Genomic DNA, 20,557 nt, shown 5'->3' with positions numbered 1-20,557 from the left:
AAATTCTTGAGCGCCGCTCAAATATTTATTGAACGATGTTCAATGTCACTGCTACAAACCATCTGTGAGCAACGCTCATAACAGGGAGCAGCAAATGTTCAAGACCGTAGTGACACTTTTCCGCGGCAGCGTGGCCGCCGCAGGCGAGGAACTGGAAGACCGTACGGCCCTTCTGATCCTCGACCAGCAGATGCGCGACGCGGCCGCCGCCGTCGAGCGCAGCAAGCGGACGCTGGCGCTGGCGATCGCCCAGGACCAGCAGGAAGGCCGCAAGCTCGAGGCGACCGTCGCCCGCATCGCCGATCTCGAGACCCGTGCAGTTGCGGCGCTCGACGGTGGCCGCGAGGACCTCGCCAAGGATGCCGCCGAAGCCATCGCGGGCCTGGAGGCCGATCGCGATGCGGCGATGACCGCACGCGCATTGTTCGCGACCGAGATCATCAGGCTGAAGCGCCATGTCGCGAGCGCGCAGACCCGCATCACCGAGCTCGATCGCGGCCGCCGCGTCGCCCGCGCCTCGGAAGCGGTGCGCTCGCTTCGCCGCAGCGGCATCGAGGCGGCACGCCCTTACGAATCCACGCTGCCGGAAGCGGAGAGCACCTTGAGGCGCCTGCGCGACCGGCAAATGGAAGCCCAGGCCGCTGACGACGCGCTGGTCGAGCTCGATGCGGCCAGCGGTCCGCTCGCCACTGCGGAAAGACTCGCCGAGCAGGGCTTTGGCCCCCGGCTCAAGACGACCGCGGACGACGTGCTGGCGCGGTTGAAGTCCAAGCGCATGCCGACTGCCTGACCCCAAACCCCATCATCATTCGAACCGACAGGAGACCATCATGAACCAGAACGGCCAGCCACACAGCAGCGCCTGGGTGACCTTCACTTACGCGTCCTTCGCAGCCTCCGCCTTCCTCGTCGCCATCGGCATCTTCTTCCTGCCGATCGATCTCTGGATGAAGGGCTATCTCACGATGGGCATCGTGATGCTGATCCAGACCTGCATCACCCTGACCAAGACGGTGCGCGACAATCACGAGAGCAGCCGGCTGGTGAACCGGATCGAGGATGCCAAGGCCGAGCGCCTGCTGATGGAAGTGTCCAAGGCGGCTTGAGGCGAGAGCGCATATAAGGGCAAAGCTACCTGCAATATGGAGCGGCGGATGCCCTGGCATCCACCGCTCGCGCCGTGAGACCATCCACCATCGAGCAGTCGCCGCGTGCGACGATCGCGGAGCTTCATATCGCGCCTGCGAAATGCAACCGAGCCATGACGGATCGCGCGGGCGGGCGACCTTGCGCGCCGGCACGGGCAGGGGCACTCTGCGCAAGCGGCGCACAAGAACGCCGCCAATAAGATTGCGCGAGGAAGCTTCATGGCGGTGACGCGGATCGACTGCGATATCCACCCGGCGGTTGGTGGCACGCGCACGACACTGCTTCCCTATCTCAGCGATCACTGGAAAGAGCAGGTCGTGAGCCGCGCCATCGACGGGCTCGATCTCACTTCTTATCCGCCGAGCATGCCGCTGACCGGCCGTGCCGACTGGCGGCCGGCCAATGGCGCCAAGCCCGGCTCCGACCTTGCCATGGTGCAGAAGGGCGCGTTCGAGCAGCTCGGCGCCAGCCACGCCATCCTCAACGTGCTCTATGGCGCGCAGGCCGTGTTTGATGCCTACATGGCGGCCGATTTCTGCAAGGCCATCAACGACTGGATCGCCGCGGAATGGCTGTCGCGCGATCCCCGTCTGCGGGCCTCCATCGTGGTGCCGATGCAGGATCCGGATCTCGCGATCGAGGAGATCGAGCGCCGCGCCGGCGACAATCGTTTCGTCTCCATCCTGGTGCTAGCGCAGGGCGAGACGCTGCTGGGACGGCGGCATTTCTGGCCGGTCTACCGTCTCGCCGAAAAGTACAAGCTGCCGCTGGCGATCCATGCCGGCACGCAATATCGCCAGGCACCGAGCTCGGCCGGCTGGCCGTCGCATCGCTACGAATATTACTTCGTCGAGGCGCAGGCGATGCAGGCGCAGATTTTGAGCCTGATCTATGAGGGCGTGTTCGGCAAATTTCCTGATCTCAAGGTCGTGCTGATGGAATCCGGCGTGAGCTGGCTGCCGGCCTTCATGTGGCGCGCCAACAAGACCTGGCGCGGCGTCCGCGTCGAGGTTCCCTGGGTCGAACGCGAGCCGGCTGCAATCATCCGCGACAATTTCCGCGTCACCATGCAGCCCTTCGATGCGCCGACTGATGCAAGAAGCGTCGAGGAGATCATCGACCAGATCGGCTCGGAAAAGATGTTCCTGTTCGCGTCCGACTATCCGCACTGGCAGTTCGACGGTGACGATCCGATCCCGCCGAACCTGCCGAAGAGCATCATCGCAAAGATGTGCGTCGACAATCCGCTGGAAACGTTTCCGCGGTTGTCGATCAACTGACGCATGATCCGGGAAAGTGGGTACCGGTTTCCCGATAAGATCATGCGCAAACAAAAAGTTTGGAGGATCGCATGAGTGACGTCATCGACCGCCCGCTGCTCGACGAAGAAAAGCCCGCCACCTCGCGGCTGCGCATCGTCGATTGCGACGTGCATCCGAGCCTGCGCTCGACCGACGATCTCAACGAGTTCCTGCCGAAACGCTGGCAGCAGCATTTGAAGGAGTATGGCAGCCATCTGCGCACGCCCTATCTCTTCACCACGCCCTATCCGCGCTCCTCGCCACTGATCGCGCGCCGCGATGCGTGGCCGCCGACCGGCGGGCCGCCCGGCTCTGATCTCGCCTTCATGCAGAAGCAGCATCTCGACCCGCTCGACGTCGAGTTCGGGATCTTGCAGGTGCTCGATCTTTTCATCTTCTCGCAGCAGAATTTGGAGTTCGGCGCCGCGATCCAGCGCGCCATCAACGATTGGCAACTGGCGTTCTGGTCGCATCGCGATCCGCGCCTGAAGGCCTCGATCCTGGTCGGGCAGGACGGCGTGGATCTCGCCATCGCCGAGATCGAGCGCTGCGCCAAAATCGGCGAATACATCCAGATCAACGTCTCGCCGCGCGCCAACGAGCCGCTCGGCCGCCGTCGCTACTGGCCGATCTACGAGCGCGCGCAGGCGCTGGACCTGCCGCTCGGCATCCATGTTGGCGGCTATGGCGGCCATGCGCCGACCGGTGGTGGCTGGCCGTCTTATTATGTCGAGGAGCATCAGTCCAACGCACACACCATCGCGGCGCAGCTTGCGAGCCTCGTCATCGAAGGCGTGCCGGAGCGGTTTTCGAAGCTGAAGATCGTCTTCATCGAGGGCGGCTTCGGCTGGATCCCCTCGGCGGTGTGGCGGATGGACCAGCATTTCGAGCGCTTCCGCAGCGAGGTGCCGCATCTCAGGCGCAAGCCGTCGGAATATGTGCGCGAAAACTTCTGGTTCACGACGCAGCCGATCGACGAGCCCGACGAGGCGCGGCATCTGCGTTCGCTGATCGAATGGGTCGGCATCGACCGTCTTCTGTTTTCGTCGGACTATCCGCACTGGGATTTCGACGATCCGCGCTTCGCCTTCAAGACGCCGCTCTCTGAAGCCGAGCGGAAGAAGATCTTCAGCACCAATGCCCGCGCGGTCTACAAGTTCTGAGCAAAGAGGTTCTGAACGGATATGGCCCGTCACATCGTCGCGCGCACCTCGGAGATCCCGCCCGGCGGCAACAAGGTCGTCGATATCGCGGGCCGCGACATCGTCGTGTTCCACGTTAACGGCGAGTTCTTCGCGCTGTTGAACCGCTGCCCGCATGAGGGCGCGCCGCTGCAGAAGGCGGCCTGCGTAGCGCGGCTGACCTCGCCCGAGCCCGGCGTCTATGAGCGCTCGCGCGTCGGCGAGATGCTGCGCTGTCCCTGGCATGGCTGGGAATTCGACATGCGCAATGGCCAATCCTGGTTCGATCCGAAACGGGTCAAGATCCGGTCCTATCCGGTCGCGGTGGAACGTGGCGAAGAGTTGCAGAAGGGCCCGTATGTCGCCGAGACGTTTCCGGTGCATGTCGAAGACAGCTATGTGATTGTCGAGGTCTGAGCCGGCATTGCCGATTGAGATTCGAACGCAGGTGCGTTATGGCTCTCGCGCTTTCCAGAGGCGGAGATGAGCTTTGTCGAAACAATCCCTGCGTGAGGAGGCCGAGCGCCTGATCCGCGAATCGATGGAAAAGAAGACCATCGTCGTCAAGCAGGGCTCGACCCGCATCGAGGCCGTCTGCGGCAAGTGCGGCGCGCCGAACCGGGTGCAGGCTGAAAAAGGCCAGAGCCGGGTCAAGTTCGCCTGCAAGAATTGCGGGCATCAGCAGGAGACGCTGTAGGGCGCTTGCGCGGTATTGCTGCGCCGCGAGGCTCTAGCTCCTCATCCTGAGGAGCTCGCTGAAAGCGGGCGTCTCGAAGGATAGAGGCCGAGCTGTCGCAGCGGGGCCTTCATGGTTCGAGACGCGCGTTCCGCGCTCCTCACCATGAGGGTCTGATAGTCACTCCCCCTTCACGAACTTCGCGAACGCGTCGGCATAGTCCGGGTGCCAGCGCGACAGCGGCGGGCGGTTCTCGACGATGTCGCCGGCAGCCCACAGCATCCGCTTCTCGTCGAGCGCGCGCGGCACGTCGTTGTCTGGACACAGGATGTAGAAGTCGCCGGCCTCCAGCCGCGCCAGCATGAAATCCACGGTCTGCTCAGCCGTCCAGGCCCCGGCCGGCTTTTCGATGCGGCCCTTCGCGGTCAGGCCGGTGAAGACGAAGCCGGGGATCAGCAGATGCGCGGTGATGCGGCAGTCCTTCGTGTTGCGCAGCTCGTGTTCGAGCGCTTCCGTAAAAGCCTTCACACCGGCCTTGGAGACGTTGTAGGCGGGATCGCCGGGCGGCGTGGTGATGCCCTGCTTCGAGCCGGTGTTGATGATCAGCCCAGCCTTGCCGCGCGCGATCATGCCGGGCGCGAAGATGCGCGAGCCGTTGACGATGCCCCACATGTTGACGCCGATGATCCGCTGCCAGTTGTCGGGCTCGCCGAACAGCGTGCTGCCCGGCTGGATGCCGGCATTGTTCATGAGGATGTCGGTGGCGCCGAAGCGCTCGCGCACGCCGCGTTCCAGTTCCGCCACGCTCTCGGCCTTGCTGACATCGACCGCGAACGTCATCACATGTGTGGCAGGCGTGACGGATGACAGTTTTGTTGCAGCTTCCGCCAGCCGCGCCTGATCCACATCTGCGATGCACACCTTCGTGCCGGCGCGCGCGAAGGCCAGCGCGGCAGCCAATCCGATACCGGATGCGCCGCCCGTGATCACGGCGACATTGTCTTTGACGATGGCGGAATGTGGCATGGCTGGTCTCCGGGGAAGGGCTCGGTCGAGCTATAACATGGCACTCGCGCGACCCTGCACAAGTCGGCATGGGAGATCTTCGTTCCACGCCGCCTTTACGCCTTTCCGGCGGCGCTGTATTCTATTCGACCTAACGATCCCGCCCAGATCGAACCAATCAATCATTTGACAGGGAGTGCAGCCATGGCTGTGTCGCAGGCTATTCCGATCACGCGCCATCCGTTCGCCAACGGGTCCTACAAGCAGATGCTGATCGACGGGAAGTGGGTCGATGCTGCCTCAGGCAAGCGCTTCGAGACCCACAACCCCGCCACCGGCGAATTGCTGGCGACGGTCGCCGAGGGCGACAAGGAAGACATCGACCGTGCGGTCGCCGCCGCTCGCCGTGCCTTCGAAGGCCCCTGGAGCAAAGTCAAACCGTTCGAGCGGCAGAACCTGCTGCTCAAGCTCGCCGACCTCGTCGAGAAGAATTTCGACGAATTGTCGCAGCTCGACACGCTCGACATGGGCGCGCCGCTCAGCCGCACCCGCGCCTATCGCCTGCGCGCCGTCGGCATGCTGCGCTATTACGCCGGCCAGACCACCGCAATCCATGGCGAGACCATTGAGAACTCGCTGCCCGGCGAAATCTTCTCCTACACGCTGAAGGAGCCGATCGGCGTCGTCGGCGCCATCATTCCCTGGAACGGCCCGCTCACCGCGACGATCTGGAAGATCGGTCCGGCCATCGCGACCGGCTGCACCGTGGTGCTGAAGCCCGCCGAAGAGGCGCCGCTCACCTCGCTGCGCATCGCCGAGCTCGCGATGGAGGCCGGCGTGCCGCCGGGCGTCATCAACGTCGTGCCCGGCTATGGCGAGACCGCGGGCGCTGCGCTTGCCTCGCATCATGATGTCGACAAGGTCGCCTTCACCGGCTCGCATGTCACGGGACAATCGATCATCCGCGCCTCGGCCGGCAACCTCAAGCGCGTCTCGCTCGAGCTCGGCGGCAAGTCGCCGGACATCGTGTTTGCCGATGCTGATCTCGATGCCGCCGTCCCCGGCGCCGCGATGGCGGTGTTCGCCAATTCCGGCCAGATCTGCAGCGCCGGCACGCGCCTGTTCGTCGAGCAGTCGGTCTACGAAGAGTTCGTCGGCCGCGTCGCCGAGTTCGGCAAGAAGCTGCAGGTCGGCAACGGCCTCGATCCCAATGTGCAGATCGGCCCGCTCGTGTCCGAGGAGCAACTCAAGCGCGTCACCGGCTATCTCGACATCGGCCAGAAGGAAGGCGCGCGTGCGCTCGCCGGCGGCGGCCGCGTCACCGAAGGCGCGCTGTCGAAGGGCTTCTTCGTCTCGCCGACGGTGTTCGCAGGCGTGCAGGACAACATGCGCATCGCGCAGGAGGAGATTTTTGGTCCCGTCATCTCCGCGATCGCGTTCAAGGACATGGACGAACTGGTCAAGCGCGCCAACAACACCACGTTCGGCCTCGGCTCGGGCCTGTGGACGCGCGACGTCAGCAAGGCCCATGCGGTCGCGAAGAGCCTGCGCGCCGGCTCGGTGTGGGTGAACTGCTACCAGGCGATGGACCCGGCCGTGCCCTTCGGCGGCTACAAGATGAGCGGCTATGGCCGCGAATCCGGCAAGCAGCATGTCGAGGAATATCTCAACGTGAAGGCCGTCTGGATCAAGACGGCGTAGGGCGTTTCTGCTGCCGCGCCCGGGTTTCAGCGGCTGATCTTGCTTGCGGCGACGAGAGGCTGCTTGCGACGACCAGAAGTTGTTGCCCGGACGCTACAAGCGTTTCTGAAACGGCTGTTGTCCGCGATCTCGCAAGGATTGTTATCCCATTTCGAACGTCGGCCCGTTACTGCTGGTCAACGTCAATGCCCGGGTTGGGATATCGAGAATGCTTCGCTTCACTTCGATCATGCTTGTGGCTTTGGGCGTCGCCTCGGCGCAGCCCGCGGTCGCAGCCGATATCGCCGCGCGTGCGCCGCTCTACAAGGCGCCGCAATTGCCCGTCGCCTACAACTGGTCGGGCTTCTACGCCGGCGTGAATGTCGGATATGGCTGGAGCGATGATGCGATCAAGCTCGCGCCGCACGACCCGGTTTTCACCGCGGGTGTGCTCGACGTGGCCCTCGCGGGTGGCCTTGTCCCGCCGTCATTGGCAACAAGCCCGCGTGGTGTGCTGGGCGGCGTGCAGGCCGGCTACAATGTGCAGACGGGCTCCCTGGTATGGGGCGTCGAAGCCGATATCGCGGCCGCCGGCATCAAGGGCAGTGCGACGGTCTCCCGAACCCTGCCGGTCTTTCCGGACATCATGACCAGGCAAGAGCAGAAGGTCGACTGGTTGGGGACCGTGCGCGGCCGGATCGGTGCCACCGTTACACCCGACCTGATGCTCTACGCGACCGGCGGTCTTGCCTATGGACATGTCAAGGCGTCGACGTCGATCGTGGATCCCACGCTTGCGGCCGGCACGCCCTGCCTCAACGTGATCTGTGGCGCGGGGGCGTCGGAAAGCTGGCGCGCGGGCTGGGCCGTCGGCGGTGGCGGCGAGTACCGCTTTGCGTCGAACTGGAGCGTCAAGCTCGAATATCTCTATTATGATCTCGGCAGCGAGAAATACACTTTCTTCAATCCGCTGTTCCCGTTCACTCCGGGCCCCGCGCGTGGCTTTGACGCAACCGCGGATTTCACCGGCCACATCGCGCGGGTCGGCTTGAACTACAAGTTCGGCTCGGGCCCGGTCGTCGCGAAATACTGATCCGCCGTTCTGGACGGACAGCAAGCCCCGGGCCCGGCCCGGGCTTTTTGCTTCTGCCGCTTCTTTCGGCTGGCCAGCCATCCACCCAAGCGACTTCCGGGCTGCCACTCTTTCTCATATGATCCCCGTCCTCTCATCGATCATTCCGGGGATCACATGAAATTCGAGGCGTTGTTCAAACCGTTGCAGGTCGGTCCGTACAAGCTGGCGCATCGCGTCGCGTTGGCGCCGTTGACGCGCATGCGCGCCGAGCGCGAGAGCTTCTCGCCGCGGCCGCTCAACGCCGAATATTACGGTCAGCGCGCCACGCAAGGCGGCTTGATCATCGCTGAAGCGTCCCCCGTGCTCTCGCATGGCCGCGGCAACCCCGCGACGCCCGGCATCTATTCGGAGGCGCAGATCGCCGGCTGGCGCAAGGTGACGGATGCCGTGCACGCCAAGGGCGGCATCATTTTCCTTCAGCTCTGGCATGTCGGCCGCGTCTCGCATTCGTCCTTCCACGGCGGTGAGACGCCGGTCTCGGCTTCGGCGATTGCGATCAAGGCCGAAGGCATGAAGGCGATGACCGCCGACGGCAAGATTTCTGATTACGAGACCCCGCGCGCGCTGGAGACCGACGAGGTCAAGGGCGTCGTTGAGGCGTTCCGGCAGGGCGCGAAGAACGCGCTTGCCGCCGGCTTCGACGGCGTCGAGATCCACGGCGCCAACGGCTATCTGCTCGAGCAATTCCTGCAATCACGCAGCAACCAGCGCACCGATCAATATGGCGGTTCGATCGAGAACCGCGCGCGGCTGCTCCTGGAAGTCACGCAGGCGGCCATCGACGTCTGGGGCGCGAACCGCGTCGGCGTGCGGCTGTCGCCCCACGGCATCGCCAACGATTCCGGCGAGCCCGATCCGATGCCCCTCTACACCCACGTCGTGAAGACGCTCGACAAGCTCGGCCTTGCCTATCTTCACTTCATCGAGCCGCGCTCCAGCGGCGCTGGCCGTGCCGACGTCCACTGGGAGAACGTGCCGTCGGCGATGGTGCTGTTTCGTCCGCTCTACAGTGGTGTGCTGATGACTGCCGGCGGATTCACCGGCGAGACCGCGAATGCGGCGATCGCCGACGGTCATGCCGACATCATCGCCTTCGGCCGCATCTTCATCTCCAACCCCGATTTGCCGCGCCGCCTTCGGCACGACTATCCGATCACGCCGTATAACCGTGCGACGTTCTACGGCGGCGAGGAGAAGGGGTATACGGATTACCCGGTGTATGACGAGCTCGCGACGGCGTAGAGACCTTCGTAGCCCGGATGGAGCGCAGCGAAATCCGGGTTTCTCACCTCGCCGATAGACTCCCCCGGATTGCGCTTCGCTCCATCCGGGCTACAGGTCTATATTCGTAGCTCCGACGAGCCCACAAACTCCGTCATTGCGAGCGTAGCGAAGCAATCCAGAGTCTTTCCGCAGAGGCAGTCTGGATTGCTTCGCTGCGCTCGCAATGACGACGGAAGGACTTACCATGGCCAAAGCCGCAGTCGCCGCAGGAACCGCCACCGGCCAATGCCTCTGCGGCAAGGTCACCTTCGAGATCGACGTCCCCGCGCGTTGGGCCTGGCATGATCATTCGGCCGCCAGCCGGCGCGCGCACGGCGCGGCCTATGCGACCTATGTCGGAAGCTGGAAGAAGCGCTTTCGCATCACCTCGGGGAAAACCGCGCTCGCCCGCTACGAGGACAAGGCGACCAGGACCGCGCGCAGCTTCTGCGCCCATTGTGGCACGCCGATCGCGTACGAGCGGCCGCGCGGACCGCACATGGTCAACATCCCCCGGGCGCTGTTCAACGAGCGCACCGGCCGCCAGCCGCTCTATCACATCGCGATCGAAGAGCTCCAGGAATGGGCCTATACCGGCGAGCCGCTGGTGCCGCTGAAGGGCTTTCCCGGTGTGGTCTGGCAGCGCTCGAAAAAGAAGAAGCGCGCTAGCGGCGAAGACCCTTTCGAGCTCGGCCGCGAGGAGGTGCTTTAGCCTTGGCGGCGACCTTGGTCTTCGCCGCAGCAGCCTTCCGCGGCGCCGCTTTGCGTCCCGTGGCATTCGCCGCCACGAAGTCGAGCCCGCGCTTGACCCATTTTTTCAGATCGGCATCGCTCTGATAGCCGTCCGGCGCGACGCGTACAAAGCCGGTCATGATGCGCCCGCGCATTTCCATCGGGCTTGTGTGCGGCTCCTGCAGCATGCGTGCATGCGCTTCCGGGCCGACACGGATCAGCATGCCGCCGCGCCCGCTTACGGTGCAGCACATGGTGTTGTTTACCATGAAGCAGAGGCCGCCCATCATCTTCTTTTCCGCGACGTCTCGCTGACCCGCCAGCAATTTGCGCACCCGCGCCGCGGTGTTCTCGTCATAGGCCATCGCGTCTCCCCGTGCAGGTTTACGCCCGAGCATGTTCACAGCTTGCCCGCGCCGACGCAAGTCTGCCATGACGGCGCTTCCTTGCGTGCCTCGGCCAAGTTCGGCCATCATGCCTCACCTTGCGGCAGCGCCCGCGGGGCCTGGAGGAAACATGAAGAACAAGATTACCGGCCGCTCCGCTTTTCTCGCGCTGCTCAAGGACGAGGGCATCACCCATCTGTTCGGCAATCCCGGCACCACCGAGCTGCCGATCATGCATGCGCTGAAGGACCATCCTGATCTCACCTATGTGATGGCAATGCAGGAGAGCCTGGTGGTGGCGATCGCGGATGGCTACAGCCGCGCCTCCGGCAAGCTCGTCGCCTGCAACGTCCATGTCGCGCCGGGGCTCGGCAACGCGATGGGTTCGCTCTACAACGCCCAGTTCACGGGCACGCCGATGATCCTGACCGCCGGCCAGCAGGAGCAGGGCCACGGCCTGATGGAGCCGGTGCTTTATGGCCCGCTGGTGCGGATGGCCGAGCCGCTGGTGAAATGGGCGGTCGAGGTGACGCGGCTGGAAGATCTGCCGCGCATCGTCCGCCGCGCCGCCAAGGTCGCGATGACGCCGCCGACCGGGCCTGTGTTCATCTCGCTGCCGGGCGACATCCTCAACAGCGAGGCCGGCATCGATCTCGGCCGCTCCACCCGGATCGATGCCCGTGTAAAGCCGTCGGACGAGGCGCTGAAGGCGTTTGCCGCGCGGCTGCTCAGGGCCGAACGTCCCGTCATCGTCACCATGGACGAGGTGGTCAAGAGCGATGCACTGAAGGAGGCCGCCGAACTCGCCGAGCTGCTTGGTGCGGCCGCCTATCAATCCTCGACGCCCTACGGCTCGCATTTCCTCTCGGAAAGCCCGAGCTTCGTCGGCACGCTGGCGCGCGTGCAGAAGGTCGCGCGCGACACGCTTGCGCCGTATGACCTCCTGATCGCACTCGGCGGCGATCCCTTGCGGATGTCGGTCTATAGCGAGGTCGATGCGCTGCCTGACGGACTCGGCATCGTCCAGATCGGCCTGGTCGATTGGGAGATCGCCAAGAACTACGGGGCTGAAATCGCGCTCAAGGCGGATCTGAAGGAAACGCTGCGGGCGCTGATCCCGGTGCTGAAGGAGATGGGCGGCGCCGCGCTGGCAAGCCGTGCAAAGCAGCGCCTCGTCGAGCTCGCGCCGAAGAACTGGACCGCGCGGCGCGCCGCGCTGGTCGAGCAGATCGGCAAGAGCGCCGGCCGCAGCCCGATCGATCCGGACTTCCTGGTGCTGCAAATGGTCGAGGCCATGCCCGACCATGCGATCCTCGTCGACGAAGGGCTGACCTCGAGCCGCCAGATCACGGCGCTGCGTCCGCACCGCGACCGCTTCGGCTATCATGGGCTTGCCTCCGGTGGCATCGGCTGGGGCCTGCCGGCCTCCGTCGGCGCCAGCATCGCCAATCCGGATCGCCCGGTGGTGTGCTTCTCCGGCGACGGCAGCGCGATGTATTCGATCCAGTCGTTGTGGACGGCGGCCCATCACAAGCTGCCGCTCAACGTCGTCATCGCCAACAATGGCGGCTACCGCATCATCAAGCAGCGCCTGCTCGCCTTCCATGGCGACGACAATTACGTCGGCATGGATTTTGCCGATCCGCCGGTGGATTTCGCAGGGATCGCGAAGGCGCTCGGCTGCGAGGCGATCAAGATCAGCGATCCCCGGGAGTTGAAGGCGACGCTGGCGTCGGCGTTCGGCCGGCCGGGGACGAAGCTGATCGAGGTAATGGTGGACGGGAAGGTGTAGGGCAGCGCGCCATCGCGTCGGTGCTCGCCACGTTCTCAGCTGTCATCGCCCGACTTGATCGGGCGATCCAGTATTCCAGAGACGGCTGTGATTCCTCGATAGGCCGCGGCGTACTGGATGCCCCGGTCCCGGCTCCGCCAAGGCTACGCCGGGGCCACAAGGGTGCTCGGCCGCCGAAGCCTTTTGGCGAAGGCGGCAAGCCGGGGCATGACAGCGTACCTAGCGGCTTCTACCCCTTCTTCCCCACCCGATACCCCGCCGCCGGATGCGGTGCACCGAGCCTCGCACGGCCGTCGCCGAACAGCTTCTCCCGCAGCGTTCCTTTCGCATACTCCGGCTTGTAACGCCCTCGCTTGGTCAGCTCCGGCACCAGCATGTCGGCGATGTCCTCGAAATCGCCGGGCGAGATCGCAAAGGCGACGTTGAGACCGTCGACGTCAGTCTTCTCGAACCAATCCTCGATCTTGTCTGCGACGCTCTCGGGCGTGCCCACCACGACCGGGCCGGCGCCGCCGATGCCGACATGCTCGATGACGTCGCGGACGGTCCAGACGCGGTCGGGGTCGCCGCGCGTGACGTTGTCGAGTGCGCTGCGGCCGGCATCGTTCTGGACGTGACGCACCTGCTGGTCGAGCTCGTAGCCGGAGAAGTCGATGCCGGTCCATCCCGACATCAGGGCCAGCGCGCCTTCCGGACTGATATGCGACCGGTAGTCGGCATACTTGGCCGCCGCTTCGGCTTCCGTGTTGCCGAGGATGATCGTCATCATGTTGAACATCAGGATCTCCGCCGGGTTGCGGCCGAGCGCGGCGGCTTCCTGGCGGATCGCGGAGACGCGCGGCGCAATGATCTTGGCCGACGGTCCCGACATGAACACGCATTCGGCGTGCTTCGCCGCGAATTGCCGGCCGCGCGGCGAGGTGCCGGCCTGGTACAGCACCGGCGTCCGCTGCGGCGACGGCTCGCTGAGGTGGATGGTGTTGTTGATGCGGTAATTCGCGCTCTCATGATTGATGCGATGAACCTTGCTCGGATCGGTGAAGATGCCGCGCGCCCGGTCGCGCAGAACGGCGTCGTCCTCCCAGCTGCCTTCCCAGAGCTTGTAGACCACCTCCATATATTCGTCGGCGATGTCGTAGCGATCGTCGTGGCCGGTCTGCTTGTCCTTGCCGGCGCCGCGCGCGGCGCTGTCGAGATAGCCGGTGACGACGTTCCAGCCGATCCGTCCCTCGGTGAGATGGTCGAGCGTCGACATCCGCCGCGCGAACGGGTAGGGCGGCTCGAAGGACAGGTTACTGGTGACGCCGAAGCCTAGATTTTTCGTCACCGCCGCCATCGCGGAGAGCAGCAGCAGCGGCTCGTTCGACGGCGTCTGCGCTGCATTGCGCAAGGCCGCGTCAGGGCTGCTGCCATAGACGTCATAGACGCCGAGCACGTCGGCCAGGAACAACCCGTCGAAACGGCCGCGTTCCAGCGTCCTGGCGAGATCGATCCAGTAGGGCAGGCGGTTATATTCGGCGGTGCGATCGCGCGGATGCGTCCACAGCCCGGGTGATTGATGCGCGACGCAATTCATCGCAAAGGCGTTGAGCCTGATCTGCTTGGCCATGATGATCCCCCGGCGCCCTGTACCGAGCGCTCTTCGAATGATAAACGTGCGCCTCAACTTGGCGAAGTTCTTGCATATTCTTGGTCCTTGGCAAGGGCCAAGAATAGAAGGGCTTGCGCTTGGCAAGGCCAAAATCAGCGGCGCTCCCGCTCTTGGCAAGCCAATCTCAAGAGAGCAAGAACGAAATCGCAAGAGAACTACAAGAGAACTCCAAGAACTGTCCAAGTCCCCGCCACTTTCGAAGGGCTACCTGTCTCGGGTATGGTCCTTCGTCCCAACGCTCGAAAAACCAGCCATGACCAGAGCCGACGCCATCGCCCGCGCCCGCGACGATTTCAAATCCGGTGCGTTCCTCACCGAGCTCGACCGCCGTGTGGCCTTCAAGACCGAAAGCCAGAACCCGTCGCGCGGCGCCGAACTGCGTTCCTATCTGGAACAGGAGATGATCCCCTCCTTTGCTGCGCTCGACTTTACCAGCCGCATCGTCGAATCCCCGAGCGGCAAGGCGCCGTTCCTGTTCGCCGAGCATCATGAGAGCGCGTCAGCGCCAACCGTGCTGATCTACGGCCATGGTGACGTCGTCGACGGCATGGAGGGGGAGTGGCGCGACGGCCGCGATCCCTGGCGCACGACGGTTGCGGGCACGCGGCTCTATGGCCGTGGCACCGCCGACAACAAGGGCCAGCACAGCATCAACATGGCGGCACTCCGCGCGGTGCGCGAGGCCCGCGGCGGCAAGCTCGGCTTCAACGCAAAATTCATCGTCGAAATGGGCGAGGAAATCGGCTCGCCCGATCTCGGCAAGGTCTGCGACCTCAATCGCGATGCGCTCAAGGCCGATCTGTTCATGGCGTCCGACGGACCGCGCCTGTCGGCCGACCGGCCGACCTTGTTCCTGGGCTGCCGTGGCGGCATCCGCATTCATCTCGACGTCAATCTGCGCGACGGCGGCCATCATTCCGGCAATTGGGGCGGCGTGCTCGCCAACCCCGCGACCATTCTCGTCAACGCGATCTCGACGCTGGTTGACGGCCATGGCCGGCTTCAACTCGATGCGCTGAAGCCGCCGCGGCTCACCAACCAGATCCGCAGCTATCTCGCCGACGTGCAGGTGGTGCCGACCGAGGACGAGCCGGCGCTCGCGGAGAACTGGGGCGAGGAAGGGCTGTCGGCCGCCGAGCGGCTCTATGCCTGGAACACGCTCGAAGTGCTGGCGATGTCGTCCGGTAATATCGAGAAGCCCGCGAATGCCATCCCCGGCCACGCCAATGCCGTGCTGCAACTGCGTTTCGTGGTCGGCACCAAGGTCGACGGCCTGATCGATGCCGTCCGCGCGCATCTGGTGCAAAAGGGCTTTCCGATGGTCGAGGTGCGGGCCGCCCAGAGCTTTGCGGCGTCGCGCACCGATTTCGACAGCCCCTGGATCACGTGGGCGGCGGATTCGGTGAAGGCGACCACCGGCAAGGCGCCGGCCGTTTTGCCGAATTTCGGCGGCTCGCTGCCCAACGACGTGTTTTCCGAGATCCTGGGCCTGCCGACGATCTGGGTCCCGCACTCCTATCCCGGCTGCTCCCAGCATGCGCCCAATGAGCACATCCTGCTGCCATTGACCGAAGAGGCCTTGACGGTGATGGCCGGGCTGTTCTGGGATCTCGGGGAATTGCCCAAGCCACTCGGCTGAGCCATTAACCTGAGCCGCAATCCAGCCGAAAGTCACATTCTAATCCGGCCCAATCTGTGCTTGCATCCGGGCCGCATCATCCTGAAAGGGGAATAAAAAAGTGAGACATTTCCGTAGCATCGGCCTCGCGCTCGCCGCGACCTTCGCCGTCAGCCAGGCCGGGGCCCAGGAGCTGACCGGCACGCTGAAGAACATCAAGGACACCGGCGCCATCACGCTCGGCTTCCGCGACTCCTCGATCCCGTTCTCCTATCTCGACGACAACCAGAAGCCCGTCGGGTTCGCGATGGACATCTGCTACAAGATCGTCGACGCCGTGAAGAAGGAGCTCAAGCTCGACAAGCTCGAGGTCAAGCTCAATCCGGTGACTTCGGCGACCCGTATTCCGCTGATGGCCAACGGCACGATCGACCTCGAATGCGGCTCGACCACCAACAATGCCGACCGCCAGAAGCAGGTGGCCTTCACCAACACGCACTATCTGACTGCCAGCCGCTACGTCTTCAAGAAGTCGAGCGGCCTGAAGTCGATCGACGATCTCAAGGGCAAGACGGTGGTCTCCACCGCCGGCACCACCAACATCAAGCAGCTCACCGAGGCCAATGTCGCGAAGAGCCTGGGTGCCAATATCATCCCGGCCAAAGACCATGCCGAGGCCTTCCTGATGGTCGAGACCGACCGCGCGGTCGCCTTCGTGATGGACGACGTTCTGCTCGCGAGCCTCGTTGCCGGCTCGAAGACGCCGGACGACTATGTCATCTCCAAGGACGCGTTCTCCAAGCCTGAGCCCTACGGCATCATGCTGCGCAAGGACGACGCGCCGTTCAAGAAGGTGGTCGATGCAGCAACCGCTGCGCTCTACACCTCCGGCGAGGGCCTGAAAATCTACGATAAGTGGTTCACGGCCAAGATCCCGCCGAAGGGCCTCAACCTCAACACCCCGATCTCGGCCGAGCTGAAGAACGAGTTCGCGAAACCTTCGGACTCGCCGAACCCGGACGACTACAAGTAAGATATAACCTCGGTCTCCGGATCGGGATCATGTCCGGCCACTCTTGACACCAGAGTGGCCGGACATTTGCATAGGCGCCGGGACATCCATAGCTGGCGCGTTCGCGCGGGGGACACGTGAACTACCACTGGAACTGGGGAATCTTCTTCGAGCCGAACCCGATGGGGACCGGCACCTATCTCGATATGCTGCTGTCGGGACTGGTGTTGACCCTCAAGACGGCGGCGCTCGCCTGGATCATCGCGCTGATCTTCGGCTCGCTCGTCGGCGTCATGCGCACGCTGCCGTCCAAGGGCGCCTACTGGTTCGGCTTCTGCTGGGTCGAGTTCTTCCGCAACATGCCGCTGCTGGTGCAGCTGTTCCTGTGGTTCTTCGTGCTGCCGGAATTGCTGCCGAAGGCCGCCGGCCTCTGGCTGAAGCAGCTGCCGAACGCGCCGTTCTGGACGGCCGCGATCGGCATCGGCTTCTTCATGTCGGCCCGCGTCGCGATACAATTGCAGGCCGGTATCGGCTCGCTGCCGCGCGGCCAAAAAATGGCGGCGACCGCGCTCGGGCTCACCACCGTGCAGTCCTATCGTTACATTTTGCTGCCGATGGCGTTCCGCATCATCCTGCCGCCGTTGACCTCCGAGTTCCTCAACACCATCAAGAACACCGCTGTCGCCATCACGATCGGCCTGATCGAGCTGACTGGTCAGGCGCGCTCGATGCAGGAATTCTCGTTCCAGGTGTTCGAGGCTTTCACGGCCGCGACCTTGCTCTATCTCCTTGTCAACGCCATTGTCGTGACCGCGATGCGCTTCCTCGAACGCTGGGTCGCGATCCCCGGCTACATCACGGGGAAATAGCACCATGTTCAGCAATCTCGATTTCGAGGTCATCCGCCGCTCGCTGCCCTATCTGTTCTACGAGGGCATGACCTTCACGGTGACGCTGACGGCGCTCGCCGCCCTCGGCGGCCTGATCTTCGGCACGGCGATCGCCCTGATGCGGCTGTCCGGCTACAAGACACTCGGGCGCATCGCGGGTGTCTATGTCGACTTCATGCGCTCGCTGCCGCTGGTGCTGGTGATCTTCTGGTTCTATTTCCTGGTGCCCTATATCGGGCAGTGGGTGACCGGCGCCTCGCGTCCGATCAGCGTCGGCGCGTTCGCATCCTCGCTCATCACCTTCATCATGTTCGAGGCGGCGTACTTCTCCGAGATCATGCGCGCCGGGATCCAGTCGATCTCGCGCGGCCAGCCGGCCGCCGCCAACGCGCTCGGCCTGACTTACGCGCAGACCATGCGCTACGTCGTGCTGCCGCAGGCGTTCCGCAACATGCTGCCGGTGCTGCTGACGCAGACCATCGTGCTGTTCCAGGACACCTCGCTGGTCTACGTGCTGTCGATCCCGGACTTCCTCGGCGCGGCCAGCAAGGTCGCGCAGCGCGATGGCCGTCTGGTCGAGATGTATCTGTTTGCCGCCGTCGTCTACTTCACCATTTCCTGCATCGCGTCTTTCGGCGTTCGCCGCCTCCAGTCGCGCATCGCCATCATTCGATAGAGCGCATCGGTCATGATCGAAATCAGCCACGTCAACAAATGGTACACCCCGACCTTCCAGGTGCTGACCGACTGCACCACCAGCGTGACCAAGGGCGAGGTCGTCGTGGTCTGCGGCCCGTCGGGCTCGGGCAAGTCGACGCTGATCAAATGCGTCAATGCGCTGGAGCCGTTCCAGAGCGGCGACATCTCGGTCGACGGTACCAAGGTCAACGATCCCAAGACCAATTTGCCGAAGCTGCGCTCGCGCGTCGGCATGGTGTTCCAGCACTTCGAGCTGTTTCCGCACCTGAAGATCATCGACAATCTCTGCCTCGCGCAGCAGAAGGTGCTGGGCCGGTCGCACGACAAGGCTGTGACAAAGGGCATGCAGCTGCTGGAGCGCGTCGGCCTGACGGAGCACGCGCAAAAGTTTCCGGCGCAGCTCTCCGGCGGCCAGCAGCAGCGCGTCGCGATCGCCCGTGCGCTCGCCATGGACCCGATCGTCATGCTGTTCGATGAGCCGACCTCGGCGCTCGACCCCGAGATGGTGAGCGAGGTGCTCGACGTCATGGTCGATCTCGCCCGCGAAGGCATGACCATGATGGTCGTCACCCACGAGATGGGCTTTGCCCGCAAGGTCGCCAACCGCGTCATCTTCATGGACCGCGGCGAGATCGTCGAGGACGCGGCGAAGGAGGACTTCTTCGGCAAGCCGCGCAGCGACCGCGCGCAGAAGTTCCTGTCGAAGATCTTGTCGCACTAACTCTCTCTGTCATTCAGGGGCGCGACGCAGTCGCGAGCTACGATGCGCAATTGCGCATCTGAGAATCCATAACCACCATCGGGAGTATGGATCCCGGACTCGCGCTACGCGCGCCCCGGGATGACGAAGAGTAGGGTTTATCGGGCCCGCCAAATCTCCTATACCGGTAGCCAGTTCCCCACTCCCGCCAGGAGACCTGCCTTGGACTCGATCGCCTACGTCAACGGCTCATTCGTCCCGCTCTCGGACGCCAAGATCTCGGTGCTTGATCGCGGCTTCCTGTTCGCCGACGGCATCTACGAGGTCTCGGCCGTGCTCGACGGCAAGCTGGTTGACAACGCTTCGCACCTGACGCGGCTGGAGCGCTCGGTCGGCGAGATCAAGCTGAAGTTGCCGGAGACGGTCGAGCGCATCACCGAGCTCCAGAAGGAGCTGATCGCGCGCAACAAGGTCGAGAACGGCCTCGTCTATCTCCAGGTCACGCGCGGCGCCGACAAGGGCCGCGACTTCGCCTTTCCCAAGGGCGACGTCAAGTCGAGCCTGGTGATGTTCACCTCCGAGAAGGACATCATCAACGCCGCCTCGGCCAAGACCGGCATCAACGTGATCACCGTGCCCGACATCCGCTGGGAGCGGCGCGACATCAAGAGCGTGGCGCTGCTCGCGCAGGTTCTGGCGAAGCAGGCCGCGGCCGAAGCCGGCGCCGGCGAGGCCTGGATGCTGGAAGACGGCTACGTCACCGAGGGCGGTTCGTCCTCGGCGTTCATCCTGACCAAGGACGACGTCATCGTGACCCGCAAGAACTCCAACGCGATCCTGCCGGGCTGCACCCGCAAGGCCGTGGTGGCGCTCGCCGAAGAGCGTCAGCTCCGCGTCGAGGAACGTTCCTTCACGGTCGCCGAGGCGCTCGCCGCCAAGGAAGCCTTCGCCACCTCGGCGTCGCTGTTCGTCCAGCCGGTGGTTGCGATCGACGGCAAGAAGGTCGCCGACGGCAAGCCCGGCCCGATGGCCACGCGGCTGCGGGAGATTTATATCGAGTTCGCCAAGGCGACGGCGGTCTGAGCCGCAAACTCCGCTGTCGTAGGGTGGGCAAAGCGAAGCGTGCCCACCGTTCCTTCAGCGAAGGCGTCAGAAGACGTGGGCACGGCGCAAGTGCGCCTTTGCCCACCCTACGAGATTTGCGCGCGAGGCGGCGTTGCGGCCTACGCCACCGACGCCTTCACCTTGACCGGATGGACCGCGCGGAACGCGATCGCGATCCGGTTCCAGGCATTGATCGCCCCGATCAGCATCGTCAGGTTCACCGTCTCCGCATCGGAGAATTGCGCGCGGACCTGCTCGTAGACGTCGTCCGGCGCGTGGGTCTCGGAGATCAGCGTCACTGATTCCGTCCAGGCCAGCGCGGCACGCTCGCGATCGGTATAGAGCGGGGATTCCCGCCAGGCGTTGAGCAGATAGATGCGCTGTTCGGTCTCGCCGCGCTTGCGGGCGTCCTCGGTGTGCATGTTGATGCAGAAAGCGCAGCCGTTGATCTGCGACGCCCGGATCTTGACGAGCTCGATCAGCGATTTCTCGAGTCCCGTCGATTGGATCTGCTCCTCCAGCGCCATCAGCGCCTTCATCGTGTCGGGGGCGGCCTGGTAGAAGTTCATGCGGGGCTTCATGG

The 20,557-nt window shown here is 64.2% G+C and carries 21 protein-coding genes; 17 read left to right on the top strand and 4 right to left on the bottom strand.

What is annotated here, in order from left to right; genetic code table 11:
* The first annotated feature begins 94 nt into the window (after positions 1-94).
* The 6 genes from IVB46_RS14350 to IVB46_RS14325 all read left to right on the top strand — a co-directional run bounded on the left by IVB46_RS14350 (position 95) and on the right by IVB46_RS14325 (position 4,328).
* Entirely contained in the window at positions 95-790 is a 696-nt protein-coding gene (locus IVB46_RS14350; RefSeq protein ID WP_247315651.1) for a PspA/IM30 family protein, read from the top strand.
* Between the two features lie 40 nt (positions 791-830).
* The gene (locus IVB46_RS14345) at positions 831-1,106 is read left to right on the top strand and encodes a YiaA/YiaB family inner membrane protein (RefSeq protein WP_014491840.1); all 276 of its coding nucleotides are present in this window, start codon (positions 831-833) and stop codon (positions 1,104-1,106) included.
* Positions 1,107-1,367: 261 nt separating this feature from the next.
* Positions 1,368-2,429: an amidohydrolase family protein gene (locus IVB46_RS14340; protein ID WP_247315650.1), complete on the top strand. Its 1,062-nt coding sequence runs from the start codon at positions 1,368-1,370 to the stop codon at positions 2,427-2,429.
* 71 nt (positions 2,430-2,500) lie between these two features.
* Positions 2,501-3,613, top strand: a complete 1,113-nt coding sequence (locus tag IVB46_RS14335; protein WP_247315649.1) for an amidohydrolase family protein — start codon at positions 2,501-2,503, stop codon at positions 3,611-3,613.
* Between the two features lie 21 nt (positions 3,614-3,634).
* Positions 3,635-4,048 carry a Rieske (2Fe-2S) protein gene (locus tag IVB46_RS14330; protein WP_247315647.1) on the top strand — a complete coding sequence of 138 codons (414 nt, stop codon included), beginning with the start codon at positions 3,635-3,637 and terminating at the stop codon, positions 4,046-4,048.
* A 73-nt stretch (positions 4,049-4,121) separates the two neighbouring features.
* Positions 4,122-4,328: a hypothetical protein gene (locus IVB46_RS14325; RefSeq protein ID WP_014491844.1), complete on the top strand. Its 207-nt coding sequence runs from the start codon at positions 4,122-4,124 to the stop codon at positions 4,326-4,328.
* A 159-nt stretch (positions 4,329-4,487) separates the two neighbouring features.
* Here IVB46_RS14325 and IVB46_RS14320 read toward each other — a convergent pair whose 3' ends face one another.
* Positions 4,488-5,333 carry an SDR family NAD(P)-dependent oxidoreductase gene (locus tag IVB46_RS14320; protein WP_247315643.1) on the bottom strand — a complete coding sequence of 282 codons (846 nt, stop codon included), beginning with the start codon at positions 5,331-5,333 and terminating at the stop codon, positions 4,488-4,490.
* A 183-nt stretch (positions 5,334-5,516) separates the two neighbouring features.
* On the opposite strand from IVB46_RS14320, the gene IVB46_RS14315 reads away from it, so the two are divergent.
* From IVB46_RS14315 to IVB46_RS14300, 4 genes are all read left to right on the top strand, one after another.
* Complete coding sequence (locus tag IVB46_RS14315) at positions 5,517-7,013, top strand: aldehyde dehydrogenase family protein (protein ID WP_247315642.1); 1,497 nt, start codon at positions 5,517-5,519, stop codon at positions 7,011-7,013.
* Positions 7,014-7,221: 208 nt separating this feature from the next.
* Positions 7,222-8,085: an outer membrane protein gene (locus IVB46_RS14310; RefSeq protein ID WP_247315641.1), complete on the top strand. Its 864-nt coding sequence runs from the start codon at positions 7,222-7,224 to the stop codon at positions 8,083-8,085.
* 156 nt (positions 8,086-8,241) lie between these two features.
* The gene (locus IVB46_RS14305; RefSeq protein ID WP_247315640.1) at positions 8,242-9,369 is read left to right on the top strand and encodes an alkene reductase; all 1,128 of its coding nucleotides are present in this window, start codon (positions 8,242-8,244) and stop codon (positions 9,367-9,369) included.
* A gap of 226 nt (positions 9,370-9,595) precedes the next feature.
* Positions 9,596-10,102, top strand: a complete 507-nt coding sequence (locus tag IVB46_RS14300) for a GFA family protein (RefSeq protein ID WP_231143646.1) — start codon at positions 9,596-9,598, stop codon at positions 10,100-10,102.
* On the opposite strand, the gene IVB46_RS14295 is transcribed toward IVB46_RS14300, so the two are convergent.
* Positions 10,056-10,487, bottom strand: a complete 432-nt coding sequence (locus IVB46_RS14295) for a TfoX/Sxy family protein (protein ID WP_247315638.1) — start codon at positions 10,485-10,487, stop codon at positions 10,056-10,058. The two genes, IVB46_RS14300 and IVB46_RS14295, sit on opposite strands and share 47 nt — an antisense overlap.
* A gap of 151 nt (positions 10,488-10,638) precedes the next feature.
* Here IVB46_RS14295 and IVB46_RS14290 point away from each other — a divergent pair, with 151 nt between their 5' ends.
* The gene (locus IVB46_RS14290) at positions 10,639-12,300 is read left to right on the top strand and encodes a thiamine pyrophosphate-binding protein (protein WP_247315636.1); all 1,662 of its coding nucleotides are present in this window, start codon (positions 10,639-10,641) and stop codon (positions 12,298-12,300) included.
* A 229-nt stretch (positions 12,301-12,529) separates the two neighbouring features.
* Here the strand turns inward: IVB46_RS14290 and IVB46_RS14285 are convergent, their stop codons facing one another.
* Positions 12,530-13,909: an LLM class flavin-dependent oxidoreductase gene (locus tag IVB46_RS14285; RefSeq protein ID WP_063985670.1), complete on the bottom strand. Its 1,380-nt coding sequence runs from the start codon at positions 13,907-13,909 to the stop codon at positions 12,530-12,532.
* 295 nt (positions 13,910-14,204) lie between these two features.
* Between IVB46_RS14285 and IVB46_RS14280 the strand changes: the two genes are divergently transcribed.
* The 6 genes from IVB46_RS14280 (at position 14,205) to IVB46_RS14255 (ending at position 19,953) form a co-directional block, all read left to right on the top strand.
* On the top strand, positions 14,205-15,590 hold the full coding sequence (locus tag IVB46_RS14280) for a M20 family metallopeptidase (RefSeq protein ID WP_247315633.1): 1,386 nt from the start codon (positions 14,205-14,207) through the stop codon (positions 15,588-15,590).
* 100 nt (positions 15,591-15,690) lie between these two features.
* Complete coding sequence (locus tag IVB46_RS14275; protein ID WP_063985668.1) at positions 15,691-16,602, top strand: amino acid ABC transporter substrate-binding protein; 912 nt, start codon at positions 15,691-15,693, stop codon at positions 16,600-16,602.
* 116 nt (positions 16,603-16,718) lie between these two features.
* Positions 16,719-17,450: an amino acid ABC transporter permease gene (locus tag IVB46_RS14270; protein WP_071909464.1), complete on the top strand. Its 732-nt coding sequence runs from the start codon at positions 16,719-16,721 to the stop codon at positions 17,448-17,450.
* 4 nt (positions 17,451-17,454) lie between these two features.
* On the top strand, positions 17,455-18,147 hold the full coding sequence (locus IVB46_RS14265) for an ABC transporter permease subunit (RefSeq protein WP_166083568.1): 693 nt from the start codon (positions 17,455-17,457) through the stop codon (positions 18,145-18,147).
* A 12-nt stretch (positions 18,148-18,159) separates the two neighbouring features.
* The gene (locus tag IVB46_RS14260) at positions 18,160-18,891 is read left to right on the top strand and encodes an amino acid ABC transporter ATP-binding protein (protein ID WP_247315630.1); all 732 of its coding nucleotides are present in this window, start codon (positions 18,160-18,162) and stop codon (positions 18,889-18,891) included.
* 201 nt (positions 18,892-19,092) lie between these two features.
* A complete protein-coding gene (locus IVB46_RS14255; protein ID WP_063985665.1) occupies positions 19,093-19,953 on the top strand; it encodes a D-amino-acid transaminase in 861 nt (286 codons plus the stop codon).
* Positions 19,954-20,093: 140 nt separating this feature from the next.
* Here IVB46_RS14255 and IVB46_RS14250 read toward each other — a convergent pair whose 3' ends face one another.
* Positions 20,094-20,555 carry a carboxymuconolactone decarboxylase family protein gene (locus tag IVB46_RS14250; protein WP_007615070.1) on the bottom strand — a complete coding sequence of 154 codons (462 nt, stop codon included), beginning with the start codon at positions 20,553-20,555 and terminating at the stop codon, positions 20,094-20,096.
* Between the last annotated feature and the right edge of the window lie 2 nt (positions 20,556-20,557).

Source organism: Bradyrhizobium sp. 61, assembly GCF_023073075.1.
Lineage (GTDB): Bacteria > Pseudomonadota > Alphaproteobacteria > Rhizobiales > Xanthobacteraceae > Bradyrhizobium > Bradyrhizobium barranii.
Note: the sequence above shows the minus strand (reverse complement) of the source record. Positions and strands in the feature narration are given on the sequence as shown.